We start from the raw sequence: 16,094 nt of genomic DNA on the forward strand, positions 1-16,094 counted from the left end.
ATTGTGAGTGCTTACAGGCGATCTCGCTGCGCATACCTGTGTTTTCATTTGACGCCGCGGATAGTTGATCTGCCATCTTGTCCGCACTCTACAGGCCAATGAACCTCTTTTTTGGAATCCCGGATTTAATAAAAGACTCTCTTGCCTGTGATAGATGCGAAAGATCGCGCGCGGCAAAAAGGAATGGTGCATGGGAGTGGTAGTAAAATCCGTTTACTCCCATGTCGCGTAGCTGCGCAAGCTTTTCCTGCATCTTGCTAGCTGTTTCATGTGCGCGAGAGAAAGACTGATCAAACGCAAAAACAATTGAAAATTTACCTGCTTGATCCGCAGCATATCCGATTGGGCAGTGTTTAATGCTGCCTTTCTCGTTGACTCCAGTGTCTGGGTCTATGAACAGGGCAATGCCGCGCCCATCTTCCGGTGCATCTTCAGCGTGTTTGACCCCAATGAATTTCAGGAACGCCGCACCATCATCTTCCCATTCACCAGTTAGCATGGGATCTGCATAAACCTTATATCCGATGCCGTGCAATCTCTCGACAAAAAACTTCTTGACGATGTCATAGGAGTCTCCAAAGTAATCAGGGTTCATGACGTAGCGCCTTCACTGCTTGCGGTTTATTGAATAATATCTATGTCAACCACTTGCTCTGTTTCTAGGTCATAATAGCAATGTATACGAACTCTTAACATTGAACCAAAAGCGTTCGACATTTTTGCTTCATTTTCGATCAGCTCTATGACCCCTTCTTCTATGTAATTATCGCCTTGCCTGAATCTGCCAAATGATATAAAAGGGAAATCTGGGTCGCCATATTTGGCGAGTTCACTTGCGGCTCTCTCGCATGAAATTTGAGCGTCAGTGATTCCAGCGTAATTGTTTATAAGGTCTTTATTGTCTTTGCATTTCGTCCAGTTGTCGTGGCATCCTTCCGGTCGGGTATCGTGAAGAACCTCAGTAAAAACGTATCCTTCACTCTCATGCCCAACTAGCCGTGCCCAGCCCTCTTGGGCATCGTCATACTGCACTTCAATCTGATCGCCCTCGCTAAGTTGGGCGACAACTTCTGAGTCTGTCGTTGGTTCGCTCCTGATGTTCACCGTACCGTGTGAATATAGGGTTTCTCTTTCGTGGCCATCATCGAATAGGCTGCTAAAGAATGCTAAAGCAAATAATCCGACGACCATCCAGCCAACTACTTGTAGACATCCCTTCATCGCTGCATTTACCCTCGCGGAAGATGAGTAGTATTTTGAAAACCAAGGCGGTGTCGATGATCCCTCCGGTACGGGAGGTAATGAAGCTCCATCGCGGCCAAATGAGGCTCGAGGAAATGCTCGTCCTGTGTCATCGCGTCCCAGCGCTCTGCCTGGACCTCAGTCTCCCGTGACATCCAAGACAGTCGACCGAGCTAACCAAGAGAGTCTGGCCTCGACGAGCGCGACATCGAGGCGGGTACACGCTGCCCAGCGAACTGACCATCCATTTTCAGGTGATAAGGTGACGATAACGTAGGATGTCGACCTCGCTCCCGGTGTGGCTCCAGACGAAGCGAGTTGCGATGTTGGTCTCGCGCTCACCGTCGCGCAGTTCGACCTCAACCAAGGCGTCGGGTGGTAGCCCCCTCGGCGGTCGGTGTTGCTGACCGGTCCAATCGTTTTTGATCCACCGGGCAGCGTGGTCGCCCGGGTCAGGCATAGACCTATGTGGCATGTCGAGCGTGATTGACTCCCATCAAGGCAAGTGAAAGGCCGGGCCGCTCGGCTACCGAGGGGCGAAATGGTACCCTGATAAGCCTCGTGGGAAACGTACTCGCACTCTGCGCCCGAGGACAAGGATGGCCGAGCAAGCAGTAGACACGGAACACCCGGTCGAGCAGTTCATCAGCCGTTGGAGCGGCGTCGCCGGGACCGAGCAAGCCAACTCCCAACTCTTTCTCACCGAGCTGTGTGATGTCCTAGATCTTCCGAAGCCGGATCCGGCCGGGGATCGCGCTGAGGAGAACGAGTACGTCTTTGAGCGGCGCCTGCATGAGCACGGCCCAGATGGTTCCGTCCACAACCGGAGGGCGGATCTCTACCGGCGTGGCTGCTTCGTTCTGGAATCGAAGAAGATCAGGGCCGGAGAGAACACCACCGGCTGGGACAAGGCCCTCAAGCGGGCGTTTGAGCAAGCCCAGGGCTACGTTCGGGCGCTGCCAGCATGGGAAGGTCGGCCACCGTTCATCCTGGTGGTCGATGTGGGGCAGGTCATCGAGTGCTACTCGGAGTTCTCACGTAGCGGCGGCAACTACGTCCCATACCCCAGCCCAGCTCAACACAGAATCCGCCTAGAGGATCTTCGGGATCCAGAGGTCCGCGAGCGCCTTCGGCTTGTCTGGCTGGACCCGGACGCGCTCGACCTGTCCAAGCGCGCGGCGCGTGTTACCCGGCAGATCAGCGACGACTTGGCAAAGCTTGCGCGCTCGCTAGAGCAGGGCGGCTACGAGGTTGAGCGCGTCTCCCGATTCCTGATGCGGGCCATGTTTACGATGTTCGCCGAGGACATCGGCCTTATCCCGCACGGCCGCTACCAGGAAATGCTGCGGGAAGTACGCCAGAACCCCGAGGTGTTCCCGGATGCGATGCGAGCTCTTTGGGAGCGGATGCGTGATGGTGGATTTGAGTCTCGTTGGTTGGTGCGAATCCCGCAGTTCAACGGGGGGCTCTTTGATGAGATCAACCCCATCCCCCTCAACACAGAGCAGCTTGATCTTCTGATCAACGCAGCCTCCCACGACTGGACCGAGGTGGAGCCAGCGATCTTCGGGACGTTGCTGGAGCGGGCCCTGGACCCCAAGGAGCGGCATAAGCTCGGCGCTCACTATACGCCCCGGCCATACGTTGAACGCCTGGTCCTGCCGACGGTCGTCGAGCCGCTACGCGAGGAGTGGGCCGATGCTCAGGCGCAGGCGGCGATGCTGCTTGCCCAGGGGAAGGAGAAGGAAGCCCGGGACGCCGTGGAATGCTTCTTCGGTCGGCTGCTGGAGACGCGCGTGCTGGACCCGGCTTGCGGCTCGGGCAACTTCCTCTATGTGGCCATGGAACACCTCAAACGCCTGGAGGGTGAGGTCCTAGAGCTGCTCTCGGAGCTGCGTGGTGGGCAAACGGGTTTCGATGCCGAGGGCATGACCGTAGACCCGCACCAGTTCCTCGGTTTGGAGATCAATCCGTGGGCAGCCCACATTGCGGAAATGGTGCTGTGGATCGGCTATGTGCAGTGGCACTACCGCATCCACGGCCGGGTGGACAATCTCCCGGAGCCTATCCTGCGTCGGTTTCACAACATCGAGCATCGGGACGCGCTGATCGAGTACGACGATGTGGAGCCGCAACTCGACGAAGATGGTAAGCCGATAACAATATGGGATGGTCGCTCGTACAAAGAGCACCCGGCTACAGGCGAGCTGGTGCCTGACGAGGCTCAGCGCCTTCAGGTCTACCACTACATTAATCCCCGACGAGCGGACTGGCCGGAGGCGGATTTTATAGTCGGGAACCCCCCGTTCCTCGGTCCTTCCAATATGCGCCGTGCCCTCGGAGACGGCTATACCGATGCGGTGCGACGCGTATTCAGGCGTCTAGTGCCAGATTCGGCGGATTTTGTACTATATTGGTGGCACATCGCTGCTGAGAAGGCGAGATCGGGAGAGCTGCGGCGCTTCGGGTTCATTACGACCAACAGCCTTCGGCAATCGTTCAATCGTAGAGTTTTGGAAGCTCATTTACAGGATAATAAGAAGCCACTGTCTCTGGTTTTTGCGATACCGGATCACCCTTGGGTGGACAGCAATGACGGCGCCGCCGTGCGGATTGCGATGAGCGTCGCACAGCACGGTCATCACGAAGGTGTGCTTGCGACACCTACTGATGAAGTCCGAAGTGGCGATGACGGAGTTACGGTGGCGCTCAGAAAAAAAGAGGGCGTTATATACCCCACTCTTTCCGTTGGAGCCAACGTCGGGGCCGCTCGGTCGCTTGCCTCGAACACGGGTTTAAGTGCCATGGGAGTTAAGCTCCACGGTTCCGGTTTTATCGTAGAGCCGGATAAAGCAAGTCAGCTTTCTAAAGAAAGTCTGGACCCGACCGACCGGGTGATCCGCGATTTCAGGAACGGTCGAGACGTCTCACAGATACCGCGTGGTGTAAAAGTCATAGATCTCCATGGACTTGACCTTGAAACCGTCCGTAAGCGGTATCCCGCAATCTATCAGCATGTTTTCGAGAGGGTTAAACCCGAGAGAGACCAGAACAAGCGCTCTGTCTATCGTAATTACTGGTGGGTTTTCGGTGAGCCTAGAATCGACTGGCGACGCATGGTAGCGGGACTCCCGCGTTACATATCTAAAACAAGAACCTCTAAGCACCACTTTTTTGTTTTTTTAGAGCATTCAATCCTGCCAGAATCTAAACTGGTCAACATAGCACTTGATGCTCCATTCTACCTGGGTGTGCTGTCTAGCCGAATCCATTTTGCTTGGGCATTGGCATCGGGAAGCTGGCTCGGGGCGGGCAACGATCCGACCTACAATCATTCCAGCTGTTTCAATACATTCCCCTTCCCCGAGGTGGGCGACAGCCTAGCTGAGCGGATCGCAGACCTCGCCGAGCATCTCGATGCTCACCGCAAGGAGCGCCAAAGGCACCACTCGGAGCTTACGCTCACGAACATGTACAACGTCTTGGAGAAAATCCGGGCCGGGGAGACGCTGACGAAGAAGGAGCGCACGATCCACGAGCAGGGGCTGGTCTCGGTACTTGCGGAGCTACACGATGAACTCGACCGGGCAGTGTTCGAGGCTTATGGCTGGGACGACCTCGCAGACGTGCTGCTCTGCCGTCCCGGTGGGACCACGCCGCTTCAAGACAAGCCCGAGGACCAAGAAGAAGCCGAGCAAGAGCTACTGCAGCGGCTCGTAGACCTCAACGCCCAGCGTGCCGCTGAGGAGGCGCGCGGGCATGTGCGCTGGCTGCGTCCCGAGTTTCAGGCGCCACACGAGGCGGGGGACGAGACGGGTGAGAGCAGCGAGCACGAGGCGGAGCAGACCGAGTTGGCCGCGGTTTCTACCGCCGCAGAGCCGGCCGGGAAGAAGCCGACGTTCCCGAAGAACACAGGTGATCGCATCCGGGCGGTTCGCCAGGCTCTCTCAGAAGGGCCTCAGACGACCGACAGCATCGCGGCCCGCTATACACACCGGCCTCGCAAGGCCGTCCAGGCTGCCCTAGAGGCGCTGGAAGCTATCGGTATGGCGAGCCATGAGGGTGATTTGTGGTGGGAGACTTAAAAGAGGCCCTTACTGCGTTATAAAGACTCAGCGGACCCCCGGGTCTTCCCGATTCCGCATATGCCACCATTGAATATGTAAATAAAGAGGGGCGAGCGTGATATGAATTATGTTGAGCCGGACATAACAAAATCTTCTTTTCATTGCCCAATATGTGGCACGTTCGCTCACATGGAATGGTATAAGTTTTCCCGGTATGACTCTCCACGGCCTTATTCTGAAGCGAAATGCTCTTACTGCCGGGAGAGTTCCTTGTGGCGGATCATGGAAACTAGAAAAAATGAACGTGGTATCCCCGTGCCTTCCCGTGGTGTGATGCTATATCCGGACACTGGTGTTGCACCCCTCCCAGCACCGGATATGCCGGATGACGTAAGGGCCGACTATGAAGAGGCCGCGAAAATATCCGCGAAATCACCAAGAGGCGCCGCAGCATTGCTACGTCTAGGCTTACAAAAACTCTGCAAACATCTTGGAAAGGATGGCGCAAACATAAACGACGATATTCGCTCTCTCGCCGAGGATAATGTTTTGCCTCCAGAGGTGATAAGGGTTGCGGATACCGTTAGAATTACTGGAAATAACGCTGTGCATCCCGGGGAAATGTCAGAGGACGACTTTGACTATGTCTCTTCAAAGTTGTTCGATCTCGTCAACTTCATAGTAAAAAAATCTATTACTGAGCCGAAAGAGATAGAGGAGCTGTATCAGAAGACCCCTGAAAACCCGAGGGTTTCTGCGGAAAAGCAAGATGCAAAACGCAGGGAACGAAGCACATAACAAGATGCTGCGCATCGAAGGAGATGCTCGCATTGATCCTAAGCTGCAGGTCAGCAGTTCGTTATCTCGACTAAGAGTCGCGCCATAAGGAGGCTTTTTGAAGCTAACCAAGCTCGGAATTACGAAGCAGGCAAATGTTCTTTTGGGGGCTGGCGCATCGCGCGGCGCATCATGCTTCCATGATACATGGGCGCAGAGTCCACTAGACACCGATTTCTTCGACCAGATTGATAGACTTAAAAATACCTCGGAAGGTAGAGGTCTATCCAAACTTGTTGAGTTTGCCCGTAAAGAATTCGGCGTGTCGGAACGTCTAGCGATGGAGCCGTTCTTTACGCAGCTCGAATCCCTCAACGAGTTCCATGCAACCTTAAGGGTGGACCGGGGCCGTCGAGTAAAGCAATATGAAAAGCATCTAGAGAATTTCTCCGGCTATCTGGCAAGTACATTTCGTGCGCTGCGCAGCATCTGCTCCGGCGGAAGTGTTGAATGTGAATACCACAAGCAGTTAGCGTCTGCGCTAAGATCCGGAGATTCAATTATTTCCTATAACTATGACTGCATCATAGATTCCGCCCTAAAATCGCACGCCGGTAAAAAGTGGTCGGCAGCGACAGGATATGGTATTGAAGTGCGTGATGGCGCAGAAGACTGGAGCGACCACTCCGGGCCGGGTCGTATCGCCAATAAATCGATACGGCTCCTGAAAGTTCATGGATCACTAAATTGGCGTCGCCACAATGACGGAGGCGTATCTTTAAGGCGAGACCCTTACGAGGATGGTGAGCGGTCGAGAGACGAAGTGGTGCCGCCAGTGTGGAACAAGAGAATCTCGGAAGATACCGTACTTGGTGAGATCTGGAAGCAGGCCCGGAACGGTCTACGGACGGGGCCAATCCTTGTGGTCGTGGGATACTCCGTTCCTAACACAGATTTGTTGAGCCAAGTACTGCTTCGGGTTGCGGCCGCAGAAGGCGGAAAAACTTTAACACACCTGATAATCGTGAATCCCGATTCCAGGGCTCGCAGGAAGCTTATGTCTGTGTTACACGGGGCGCTAACCAATAAGACTACGATAATTGAGCTAGATTCGTGGACCGAGCTGGTGGATCTGCTCTGAGGACTGCGCGCGGGGAAACGCAACCCGGCAGCGGTATATTGGACGAGAGGTGGAGCAAGCAGGTGCTCAAAAAGCCCCTGCCAGCATCGTGTGGAAATAGCAGCTTGCGTCAGGGTAGCCGGCTAGCCGTGTAACTCTACGGCACAGCATGTTGGTCAAGAGCCGCATGACCTGGGTCCCTTCGCGGATCGTGTGGGTGTCGGCGGCTTGCGGCATTGTGGCTGGCTGGCCGTGTGACTTTACGGAACAACAGTAGCGCCGCAGCGGCACGACCTGTCGGTGGCCGCACCCGCAGACAGATTTGGGTCGCGTCGCCGTTGTGCCTCGGAACCCTCTAGCGGCCGCGCTAGGCGGTCGGTGGGGCAAAGGGGACGGGCGGAGCGGGTCCGGGAAACTTCCCCGTCTGCCTGGTTTTTACTCGTAGCGCCCGTCGTGGAGGCGCCAGTAGACGTCGGAACCTCGCACAGCGGCATTTTCCTCAGCCAGATCCGCCGCTGTCTTTCCTTGATCGTCACGTCCTCCAAGATTGGCACCGTGCTCGATCAAGGTAGTGACCATAGGTGGGTCATTGTACTCGGCGGCTAACATGAGGGCGGTCGCGCCGTCCCTATCCCGAGCATTGACTTCTACGCCGTGGGTGAGCAGGGCCTCGGCGATGGTGGAGACGCTGAACGCGGCGGAGAACATTAGCGCAGACCAGCCTAAACGACACCGAGCATTGACGTCGGCTCCGTGAGTGATCAGGGTCTCGACCATGGCCGGGCTGGTGTTGTGAGAGGCGGCGTGCATGAGAGCAGTTAGGCCGCCGTCCTGGCTCCGAGCATTAACGTCGGCGCCGTGGGCAATCAGGGCCTCCGCCATGGCTGGCTTGTTTCCAACAGCGGCGCGCATAAGGGCGGTCCAGCCGTGCTCGTCTAGCACGTTGACATCAGCACCTGCCTCGAGCGCTTCCATCGCGTCTTCGAAGTCACCTGTACCTCCCCATGCGGCCTTGAAAAGGCGCTGTTGCGGATCTGCCGCGAATGCTGCGTGCATGGACAGCGCTAGGAGGCACCCGCCGATGATCATCCAGAGCGAACGGAGACGGCCCATGTGCTCCTCCTTTGGTTCCTTTCTTCCGAGGTTATTGTGGTTGTTAAGGGCGCCTCCAAAGAGTCTAGATGCCCCGGGTCGACTTCGTATGCTCAGCCTACCGCATTCAGAACCGTCTCGGTGGATGAAGGGCAATAGGCGCGCCCTGGCCAACCTAGGCCCCGTTTACCCAGGACTATATCCCGGGGGAATTCACGCCAGGTGGGGTGTGGAAGGCGCTTTCAGTCCGAAGTGCGACGTCCTTAGGGCGCGCATGGCGCTGGAGCGTGACCGGCAGGCCACGCCATCAGCGACCGGGGCTTGTAAGCGCGGCGAGGAGTCAGGCCGTCGCTAGAGCGTCGAGCAGGCCCATTCGCGTAGTGCGCTCCCGATGATCGAGCCGACGACGGGGAAGACGAGGAACACGCCCAGGCCGATGCCGGCAAGCTGGTAGAGGTAGTGCCGGTGGGTCAGGGCGTGTCGCCGCTTGCCCAGGGCATCGAGGCCCATGAAGGTGGCCAGGCCCGCGGCAAAGGCCGGGGCGACGGTGGCGGCGGTCAGCAGCCAGCCGATGCCTTCATCGAGCAGGCAATGGGCTTCGTTCATAGGCCGAGCATCAGGCCGAAGACCAAGGCCAGGGTGATGATATTGCAGACGGCCATCCGGCCGGGGTGATTCTCGTTGGCCCACATATTCCAGATGATGAACCCGAGTACGACGAGGAACTCCACGGCGCTCTCCGTGCGAGGGGGCAGCCTCGGAAGTATGGCAGATGCGAGGGTCGCTGCACTGCTGCACTGGTGCTGCAGCAGAGTGCAGCAGTTCGACTGGTCGGGACTGGTCGGGGTTTGTCGAAAACGTGTAAAATCAGCAACCTGGAGCGTAAGAAATTGATTAAAAAAGGCCCTGGAACGCACTCATAATGCGAAGGTCGGTGGTTCGACTCCACCCATAGCCACCAGATACCTTACCTGAGTCCTCCCCGTTTTATCCCCAAGTAATGGCCCGAGCGGCAAATGGCCAAAACCGCGGGGACGGCGGTGAGGCGTGCGAGGATTAGGGCCATCTGCGCTTTCCACCGCTGAATCTCCCTGTCTGGAGTGGGGCGCCAACGGCTACCAGGCTCCGTAGTATGATCCTGGTATACACGCGTCCGTGAGCCTGGTATGTCCCCACACCCCGCCCCATCCGACGAACGCCGCGGTCCCGCCGGGAGCGCGCTCGGCTATCTGGACTGGCTATTCAACCCCTTTCAGCGCCGCGATGCCCAGGCCGTCTACGACCTGCTCGGCACCGGTGCGATCACCGCCGAGGGACTCTATCTGAACCTGGGGTACTGGGCCGAGGAGGACGACCTGGATGCGGCCAGCGCTGCGCTGGCGCGGCTGGTGGCCGATACCGCCGGCTTCGGTCCGGAGGACACCGTCCTCGATGTCGGTTTCGGGTTCGCCGATCAGGACCTGCTCTGGGTGCGTAGTCACGAGCCGGCCCGGATCATCGGGCTGAACATCACCGCCTCCCAGGTGGCCGTGGCCCGGCAGCGGGTGGTCGAGGCCGGCCTAGAGGAACGCATCGAGCTCTGCGAGGGCTCGGCCACGGCCATGCCGCTGGCCGATGCGTCGGTGGACTGTGTGGTGGCCCTGGAGTCGGCCTTCCACTTCCAGACCCGGGCGGATTTCTTTGCCGAGGCGTATCGGGTCCTGCGCCCCGGCGGACGTCTGGTGACCGCCGACATCATCCCGCTGCCGCCGGCCAAGCGTGCCGTGGATCGGCTGCGTCAGCGCCTGTCCTGGTGGCTGGTGGCGAGCCGTTTCGCCATCCCCGAGGCCAACCGCTACACACGGCTCGCTTATCCCGGGTATCTGACCGCGGCCGGCTTCGTGGACGTGCACGTGCGCTCGATTCGCGAGCAGGTGTACGCGCCGCTGCACGCGTGGCTGCGGGCGCACCCGGAGACTCTCGAGCGGATTCATCCGGTGGCCCGTCTGCCGGCGCGCTGGGCGCGGCGGATGGATGCGGACCGGCTTTACGCCGGGTTGGACTACATCCTGGCCAGCGCCGTCCGGCCCTAGTGGGTGGGGGGCGAGGCACTTCGACGCCGACCCTGGTCCAGGCCACGCCTGAATCGGCTATCATGCCCCGATGACCATGGGAACGCACGACGAGGACAAGGTATTGCTGTCGGCCATCGATGATCCGGAGGATCTGCGGCGCCTGCCGCTGGAGCGATTGCCGGCCGTGGCCCAGGAGATGCGCGACTATCTGGTCGAGAGCGTCTCGCAGAGCGGGGGGCACCTCGCTGCCGGGCTCGGGGCCGTGGAGCTGACCCTCGCGCTTCACTACGCCCTGGATACCCCCCGCGACCGACTGGTCTGGGACGTGGGCCACCAGTGCTACGCCCACAAGGTGCTCACCGGCCGGCGCAGCCAGTTGCCCCGCATCCGCCAGGCCGGCGGTCCCGCCGGATTCCCCGTCCGCGACGAGAGCCCCTACGACGCCTTCGGGGTGGGCCACTCCTCGACGAGCATCAGCGCTGCCCTCGGCATGGCGCTGGCCGAGCGTGCTGGCGGCGAGCACCGGCGTTGCGCCGCGATCATCGGCGATGGTGGCCTCAGTGCCGGCGAGGCGCTCGAGGCGCTTAACCACGCCGGCGACGTGAAGGCCGATTTGCTGGTCGTGCTCAACGACAACGAGATGTCGATCTCGGAGAACGTCGGCGCCCTGTCCAACTACCTCACGCGGCTGCTCTCCGAGCCGCTGGCCGGGCAGTTGCGCCGGGGTGCGCGGGACATGCTCCGCTACCTTCCGCCGATCCACGAGCTGGCGCGGCGCACCGAGGGTCACGTCAAGGGGCTGCTGGCGCCGGCTACGCTCTTCGAGGAACTGGGCTTCCACTACTTCGGTCCGGTGGACGGGCACAACGTCGAGGGGCTGGTCCGCGTGCTGCGCAACCTGCGCGATCAGCCCGGACCGCGGCTGCTGCACGTGGTCACCCGCAAGGGCAAGGGCTACGCCCCGGCCGAAGAGGACCCCATCTCCTACCACGGCGTGAGCTGCTTCGACCCGGCCCGCGGGCTGACCAAGGGGGCGGCGAGCAAGCTCAATTACACCGATGTGTTCAGCCGTTGGGTCTGTCGCGCCGCCTGCACCGACGAGCGCGTGGTGGCGATCACCCCGGCGATGCGCGAGGGCTCCGGTCTGGTCGAGTACGCGCGGCGTTTCCCTGAACGCTACTTCGACGTTGGCATCGCCGAGCAGCACGCCGTCACCCTGGCCGCCGGATTGGCTTGCGAGGGCGCGCGGCCGGTGGTGGCCATCTATTCCACTTTCCTGCAGCGCGCCTACGATCAGGTCATCCATGACGTCGCCCTGCAGCGTCTGCCGGTGCTCTTTGCCGTGGATCGGGCCGGGATCGTCGGTGCCGACGGCGCCACCCACCAGGGCACCTACGACCTCAGCTACCTGCGCTGCATCCCGGATCTCACCGTCATGGCGCCGGCCGATGAGGCCGAGTGTTGGCGGATGCTGGCCACCGGGCTGACCCTCGACGGGGCCGCGGCGGTGCGCTACCCGCGCGGCACCGGCCCCGGCGTGGCACTGCCCGACGACATGGAACCAGTGCCGGTGGGCCGGGCCGAGGTGCGCCGCGAGGGGGGCAGCGGTGTCGCCCTGCTCGCTTTCGGCGCCCTGCTGCCGGTGGCCGAGGCGGTGGGCGAGGAGCTCGACGTCACGGTGGTGAACATGCGCTTCGTCAAGCCGCTGGACGAGGCGCTGCTGCGCCGGCTCGCCGGCGAACATCGGCACCTGGTGACGCTGGAGGAGAACGTCATCGCCGGCGGGGCCGGCAGTGGCGTGGCCGAGTGCCTGTCGAGTGCCGGCGTGCACACCCCGGTCACCCACCTGGGGCTGCCGGACGCTCCCGTGCATCATGGGGCGCGCGGTGACATCCTGGCCGAGCACGGTCTGGATCGCGACGGTGTCCGCAGGACGGTGCAGGGGCTACTCCAGCAATCGTAGCAAGGAGGCGCCATGCCCGAGGCTTCGCTGGTCGACCAGGCGCTGACGCGCAACAAGGCCCGGCATGAGCACTACGCCGGATTGGACTACATCCGCCTGACCGACGGCTTCTCCGGCTGGCCGCGGGGCACCGTGTTCCTCGGCGATCGTGCCGTACCCGGCTACCCCTCCATCGGTCGGGTGCTGAACCTCGAGCAGGGACTGGCGCAGCACTTCCGGGCCCCGTTTCACGCCGAGGAGAAGATCGATGGCTTCAACGTTCGCCTGATCCGTTACCGGGGCCAGGAGCTGGCCTTCTCCCGGGGTGGCTTCGTCTGCCCGTTCACCACCGACCGTCTGCCCGATCTGATCGACTCCGCCGTCTTCGACGCCGAGCCGGATCTGGTCATCTGCGCCGAGGTGGCCGGGCCGGGCAACCCCTACCTGGAGGGGCACCCCCCGGAGATCGACGAGGACGTGGCGCTGCTGGTCTTCGACCTGATGCGCTGGGACCGCGTCGAGTTCATGGAGGTCGAGGAGCGCCGCGAGCTGCTCCGCGCGCATGGGTTGCCGGCGGTGCCGTATCACGGCCGCTTCACCGCCGATCAGGCCGGCGAGCTGCGCGAGGTGATCGCGGGGCTCGATGCCCGCGGGGTCGAGGGCGTGGTGCTCAAGGAGGAGGGCGACCGGCGCAAACGGGCCAAATACGTCACCCCGGCCTCGGTGGTGCAGGATCTCAGCGCCATGGGGGATGCGCTGCTCGACCTGCCCCCCGAGTACTTTACCAACCGGTTGATGCGCCTGGTTCTGATCCTTGAGGAGTCCCCGGAACTCGACCGTGAGACCCTGCGCACCGAACTCGGCGGGGCGCTGGTCGACTCGCTGCTCGATGCCGCCCGCGAACACCGTGAGACCCACAAGGTGGCCCACCACTTCTGCAGCCGGTTTCGCCACCGCGCCAACGCCGAGCGCTTCGCCGAGCACTTGCGCCGGGTGCCGCAGAGCCAGATCCACGCCACCGTGCGCAGCCTGGAGCAGGCCGCCGACGGCTACTGGGAGCTGCGCTTCGACCGGGTTTTCCCGCGCATCAGCGGGCTGCTGGGCAACTTCCTCAGCGGCGGGCAGGTCTACGACTAGGCGTACTCGTCCACCTGATGGTCGCTATCGCCGCTGCTGGACCGTCGCGCGCGGGCACGCTGGCCGCGGCGCAGCCGCTCATCCACCGCGTCCGGCCGCCCGGTCTCGTCGCCGGAGTGGCCGATCGGCTCGATACGCGGGTACGGGGCCACCGGCTGGATCTCAGCGATCCCCTCCAGTTGTCGGAGGCGGATATCGCGCTGCGTATCCCGGATCGGGGGGACATGGAACACGGCACCCTCCTTCGGCCTGGGGCCGGGCTGGTTACTTCCTAACCAGTGTAGCGGCGCCTGCGTCTGTTGACTTGAGTCACACCGGTGGCGAGCGGTCACGGCGTCCGCTACCAGTCCTCCTCTTCGTCCCAGTCCTCGTCATCCCAGTCGCCGTTTTCCCAGTCGTCATCGTCCCAGTCACCCCAGTCGTCTTCGCCGAGGCGCTCGCGACGGTTCTGCAGGTACGACTCGCGCATGAAGATGTAGGAGTCGGTGCCGGTCTCGGCCATGAGTTCGTCCAGCGAGAGCAGGGCTACCCGGGTATCGATGCCGGCGATGATCGGCACGGTGTAACGCTCCGGAGAGGGGATGTCCGCCCAGTGTGTGGGGCTGTGGTATTCACGACTGAAATACTGGGCCGCCAGGCCGCTGCTGTCGCGTGCCGTGCTCGGGCCGAGCAGCGGCAGGACCAGGTAGGGGCCCTCGGGGGCGCCCCAATGGCCCAGGGTCAGCCCAAGGTCGCTGCGCTCCCGCTCCAGGCCGGTGGCGCCAGCCACGTCGAATAGGCCCAGCACGCCGATGGTTGAATTGATGGCGAAGCGGGTGACGCTGCGTGTCCCGGCGCTGGCACGGCCTTGCAGCAGCTGGTTGCCGGCGTGAAACGGCTCGCGCAGGTTGTTGAGGAAATTGCTGATCGGGCGGCGCACTCCGCTGGGCACAGTGTCACGGTAGGCAACGGCCACCGGGCGGATGGCGTAGCGGTCGGCGACCTCATTGAAGGCGTGCACCCGGCGATTGAAACCCTCCAGCGGATCCCAGGTGCCCTGATCCCAGTCGTCGTAGGCGCCCCAATCGTCGTCATCCCAGGCCTCATCCTCGGTGGCCCACTCGTCCTCTCCGTTGGGATTGCCCGAATCCCCGGAGCTGGCGCAGGCGCCCAACAGCGGTAGCAGGGCCAGCAGCAGGGCCCCGTGCAGCAAGCCTCGTCTCATGAAGGGTCTCCGCAATCCGGTGGGGCCGGCGCTTGGGCCGCCGCGGCCCCCTTGCCCGGGTTGAGCAGGTTGTCGGGATCCAGGGCGCCCTTGATCCGCTGCATCAACTCCAGGCCCAGGGGGTCGGCGCAGCGGGCGACCTCGTCGCGCTTCGCCTGGCCGACGCCGTGCTCGGCGGCGACCGAGCCGCCATGGCGGCAGACCACATCGTGCACCGCCCGATGGAAGGCTTCGGCGCGTGCGCGGAAAGCCTCGGGCTTGGCGTCCGGCGGCTGGCTGAGGTTGAAGTGCAGGTTGCCGTCGCCCACGTGGCCGAAGATGCAGGGGCGGACGCCGGGGTCCAGCTCGGTCACGGCGGCCAGGGCCTCGGGAACGAACGCGGCGAGAGTGCCGGGGCGCACCGAGATGTCGTGCTTGATGCTCGCCCCGGCGCGTTTCTGACCATCAGGGATGGCCGTGCGCAACCGCCACAGCCGTGCGGCGGCGGCCTCGGTGGGGGCGAGCAGGGCGTCGTCCAGGTCGCCGGCGGTCTCGGCCGGTTCCAGAGCTGCTGCCAGCGCCTCGTCCAGGTCCGCCCGCGGGTCGGCCGTGGCGAGTTCCAGCAGCAGGTACCAGGGGGAACCGGGCAGTGGGTTCTCCGGGGTATCGTCGAGCAGCTGGCCCATCCCCAGGGCCTCGGCGCTCATCAACTCGGCGCCGACCACCGCCTCGCCGCTCTCGGACTGGGCGGCCCGCACCAGGGGCAGGGCCGGCTCCAGCCGCGGCAGGGCGAGCAGCGCCACGCGGCGGCTGCGCGGCGGCGGGAGCAGGCGCAGGGCCGCGGCGGTGATGATGCCCAGCGTCCCCTCGGAGCCGATGAACAGATCGCGCAGGTCGTAGCCGCTGTTATCCTTGCGCAGCCCGCGCAGATCGCTCCAGATGCGGCCGTCGGCCAGCACGACCTCCAGGCCCAGGGCCAGGTTGCGGGCGTTGCCGTAGCGCAGCACGTTCAGCCCGCCGGCGTTGGTCGCCAGGTTGCCGCCGATCCGGCACTGCGCCTCGGAGGCGAGGCTCAGCGGGAAGAAGCGCTGCGCGTCGGCGGCGGCCTCCTGCAGGTGGGCCAGGGTGCAGCCGGCCTCGGCGACCAACAGTCCGTCGTCGGCGTCCAGGCTGCGGATGCGCTGCAGCCGCTCCAGGCTCACCACCACCTCGGTCTCGTGCCGGGGAGAGCCGCCGCCGACGGTGCCGGTGTTGCCCGACTGCGCCACCACCGCGGCGCCGTGCGTTCGGCACAGGGTGACGGCGGCGGCCACGGACTCGGCGTCGGAGGGGCGGACCACCAGTCGCCCGCGGCCTGGAAACTGGCCGCGCTGCTCGGCCATGTAGGGGGCAGTGCGCGTGGGCTCGCTGAGGACGGCATCGGGGCCCAGGCGTGCGCGCAGTGCCTCGGCCAGCGGGTGTTCTGCGGTCTCGACCATGA

The 16,094-nt window shown here is 62.4% G+C and carries 14 protein-coding genes; 6 read left to right on the top strand and 8 right to left on the bottom strand.

Going from position 1 to position 16,094, the window contains the following annotated elements; translation table 11 throughout:
• Positions 1-88: 88 nt before the first annotated feature.
• The gene (locus tag LRG10_RS03805) at positions 89-595 is read right to left on the bottom strand and encodes a hypothetical protein (protein WP_238634755.1); all 507 of its coding nucleotides are present in this window, start codon (positions 593-595) and stop codon (positions 89-91) included.
• 26 nt (positions 596-621) lie between these two features.
• Positions 622-1,191 carry an SH3 domain-containing protein gene (locus LRG10_RS03810; RefSeq protein ID WP_238634756.1) on the bottom strand — a complete coding sequence of 190 codons (570 nt, stop codon included), beginning with the start codon at positions 1,189-1,191 and terminating at the stop codon, positions 622-624.
• A 650-nt stretch (positions 1,192-1,841) separates the two neighbouring features.
• On the opposite strand from LRG10_RS03810, the gene LRG10_RS03815 reads away from it, so the two are divergent.
• The 3 genes from LRG10_RS03815 to LRG10_RS03825 all read left to right on the top strand — a co-directional run bounded on the left by LRG10_RS03815 (position 1,842) and on the right by LRG10_RS03825 (position 7,227).
• Positions 1,842-5,327: a DNA methyltransferase gene (locus LRG10_RS03815; RefSeq protein ID WP_238634757.1), complete on the top strand. Its 3,486-nt coding sequence runs from the start codon at positions 1,842-1,844 to the stop codon at positions 5,325-5,327.
• A 252-nt stretch (positions 5,328-5,579) separates the two neighbouring features.
• The gene (locus LRG10_RS03820) at positions 5,580-6,107 is read left to right on the top strand and encodes a DUF4145 domain-containing protein (protein WP_238634758.1); all 528 of its coding nucleotides are present in this window, start codon (positions 5,580-5,582) and stop codon (positions 6,105-6,107) included.
• A gap of 97 nt (positions 6,108-6,204) precedes the next feature.
• Positions 6,205-7,227 (top strand): SIR2 family protein, encoded by a 1,023-nt coding sequence (locus tag LRG10_RS03825; RefSeq protein WP_238634759.1) that lies wholly within the window; start codon positions 6,205-6,207, stop codon positions 7,225-7,227.
• Positions 7,228-7,641: 414 nt separating this feature from the next.
• Here LRG10_RS03825 and LRG10_RS03830 read toward each other — a convergent pair whose 3' ends face one another.
• The 3 genes from LRG10_RS03830 to LRG10_RS13060 form a co-directional block, all read right to left on the bottom strand.
• Entirely contained in the window at positions 7,642-8,319 is a 678-nt protein-coding gene (locus tag LRG10_RS03830) for an ankyrin repeat domain-containing protein (protein ID WP_238634760.1), read from the bottom strand.
• Between the two features lie 330 nt (positions 8,320-8,649).
• The gene (locus LRG10_RS03835) at positions 8,650-8,904 is read right to left on the bottom strand and encodes a hypothetical protein (protein WP_238634761.1); all 255 of its coding nucleotides are present in this window, start codon (positions 8,902-8,904) and stop codon (positions 8,650-8,652) included.
• The gene (locus LRG10_RS13060; protein ID WP_255772038.1) at positions 8,901-9,029 is read right to left on the bottom strand and encodes a hypothetical protein; all 129 of its coding nucleotides are present in this window, start codon (positions 9,027-9,029) and stop codon (positions 8,901-8,903) included. The genes LRG10_RS03835 and LRG10_RS13060 overlap by 4 nt, the downstream gene beginning before the upstream one ends.
• A 435-nt stretch (positions 9,030-9,464) precedes the next feature.
• Here LRG10_RS13060 and LRG10_RS03840 point away from each other — a divergent pair, with 435 nt between their 5' ends.
• The 3 genes from LRG10_RS03840 to LRG10_RS03850 all read left to right on the top strand — a co-directional run bounded on the left by LRG10_RS03840 (position 9,465) and on the right by LRG10_RS03850 (position 13,431).
• Complete coding sequence (locus tag LRG10_RS03840; RefSeq protein WP_201169633.1) at positions 9,465-10,370, top strand: class I SAM-dependent methyltransferase; 906 nt, start codon at positions 9,465-9,467, stop codon at positions 10,368-10,370.
• 76 nt (positions 10,371-10,446) lie between these two features.
• Positions 10,447-12,315 carry a 1-deoxy-D-xylulose-5-phosphate synthase gene (gene dxs / locus LRG10_RS03845; protein WP_370641495.1) on the top strand — a complete coding sequence of 623 codons (1,869 nt, stop codon included), beginning with the start codon at positions 10,447-10,449 and terminating at the stop codon, positions 12,313-12,315.
• Positions 12,316-12,327: 12 nt separating this feature from the next.
• The gene (locus LRG10_RS03850; protein ID WP_238634762.1) at positions 12,328-13,431 is read left to right on the top strand and encodes an RNA ligase; all 1,104 of its coding nucleotides are present in this window, start codon (positions 12,328-12,330) and stop codon (positions 13,429-13,431) included.
• Here LRG10_RS03850 and LRG10_RS03855 read toward each other — a convergent pair.
• The 3 genes from LRG10_RS03855 to LRG10_RS03865 all read right to left on the bottom strand — a co-directional run bounded on the left by LRG10_RS03855 (position 13,428) and on the right by LRG10_RS03865 (position 16,092).
• Positions 13,428-13,664 (bottom strand): hypothetical protein, encoded by a 237-nt coding sequence (locus LRG10_RS03855; protein ID WP_201241890.1) that lies wholly within the window; start codon positions 13,662-13,664, stop codon positions 13,428-13,430. The genes LRG10_RS03850 and LRG10_RS03855 overlap by 4 nt on opposite strands.
• Before the next feature lie 107 nt (positions 13,665-13,771).
• Positions 13,772-14,635: a VacJ family lipoprotein gene (locus LRG10_RS03860; RefSeq protein ID WP_201169627.1), complete on the bottom strand. Its 864-nt coding sequence runs from the start codon at positions 14,633-14,635 to the stop codon at positions 13,772-13,774.
• Positions 14,632-16,092 carry an FAD-binding oxidoreductase gene (locus tag LRG10_RS03865; protein WP_238634763.1) on the bottom strand — a complete coding sequence of 487 codons (1,461 nt, stop codon included), beginning with the start codon at positions 16,090-16,092 and terminating at the stop codon, positions 14,632-14,634. The genes LRG10_RS03860 and LRG10_RS03865 overlap by 4 nt, the downstream gene beginning before the upstream one ends.
• Positions 16,093-16,094 lie beyond the last annotated feature (2 nt).

The organism is Halorhodospira sp. 9628, from assembly GCF_022228075.1.
Taxonomy (GTDB): domain Bacteria; phylum Pseudomonadota; class Gammaproteobacteria; order Nitrococcales; family Halorhodospiraceae; genus Halorhodospira; species Halorhodospira halophila_A.

Excerpts from the sequence above, each read along its gene's own strand:
- LRG10_RS03805 (WP_238634755.1), bottom strand. The coding sequence starts at position 595 with ATGAACCCTGATTACTTTGGAGACTCCTATGACATCGTCAAGAAGTTT.
- LRG10_RS03810 (WP_238634756.1), bottom strand. The coding sequence starts at position 1,191 with ATGGTCGTCGGATTATTTGCTTTAGCATTCTTTAGCAGCCTATTCGAT.
- LRG10_RS03815 (WP_238634757.1), top strand. The coding sequence starts at position 1,842 with ATGGCCGAGCAAGCAGTAGACACGGAACACCCGGTCGAGCAGTTCATC.
- LRG10_RS03830 (WP_238634760.1), bottom strand. The coding sequence starts at position 8,319 with ATGGGCCGTCTCCGTTCGCTCTGGATGATCATCGGCGGGTGCCTCCTA.
- LRG10_RS03835 (WP_238634761.1), bottom strand. The coding sequence starts at position 8,904 with ATGAACGAAGCCCATTGCCTGCTCGATGAAGGCATCGGCTGGCTGCTG.
- LRG10_RS03840 (WP_201169633.1), top strand. The coding sequence starts at position 9,465 with ATGTCCCCACACCCCGCCCCATCCGACGAACGCCGCGGTCCCGCCGGG.
- dxs (WP_370641495.1), top strand. The coding sequence starts at position 10,447 with ATGGGAACGCACGACGAGGACAAGGTATTGCTGTCGGCCATCGATGAT.
- LRG10_RS03850 (WP_238634762.1), top strand. The coding sequence starts at position 12,328 with ATGCCCGAGGCTTCGCTGGTCGACCAGGCGCTGACGCGCAACAAGGCC.
- LRG10_RS03860 (WP_201169627.1), bottom strand. The coding sequence starts at position 14,635 with ATGAGACGAGGCTTGCTGCACGGGGCCCTGCTGCTGGCCCTGCTACCG.
- LRG10_RS03865 (WP_238634763.1), bottom strand. The coding sequence starts at position 16,092 with ATGGTCGAGACCGCAGAACACCCGCTGGCCGAGGCACTGCGCGCACGC.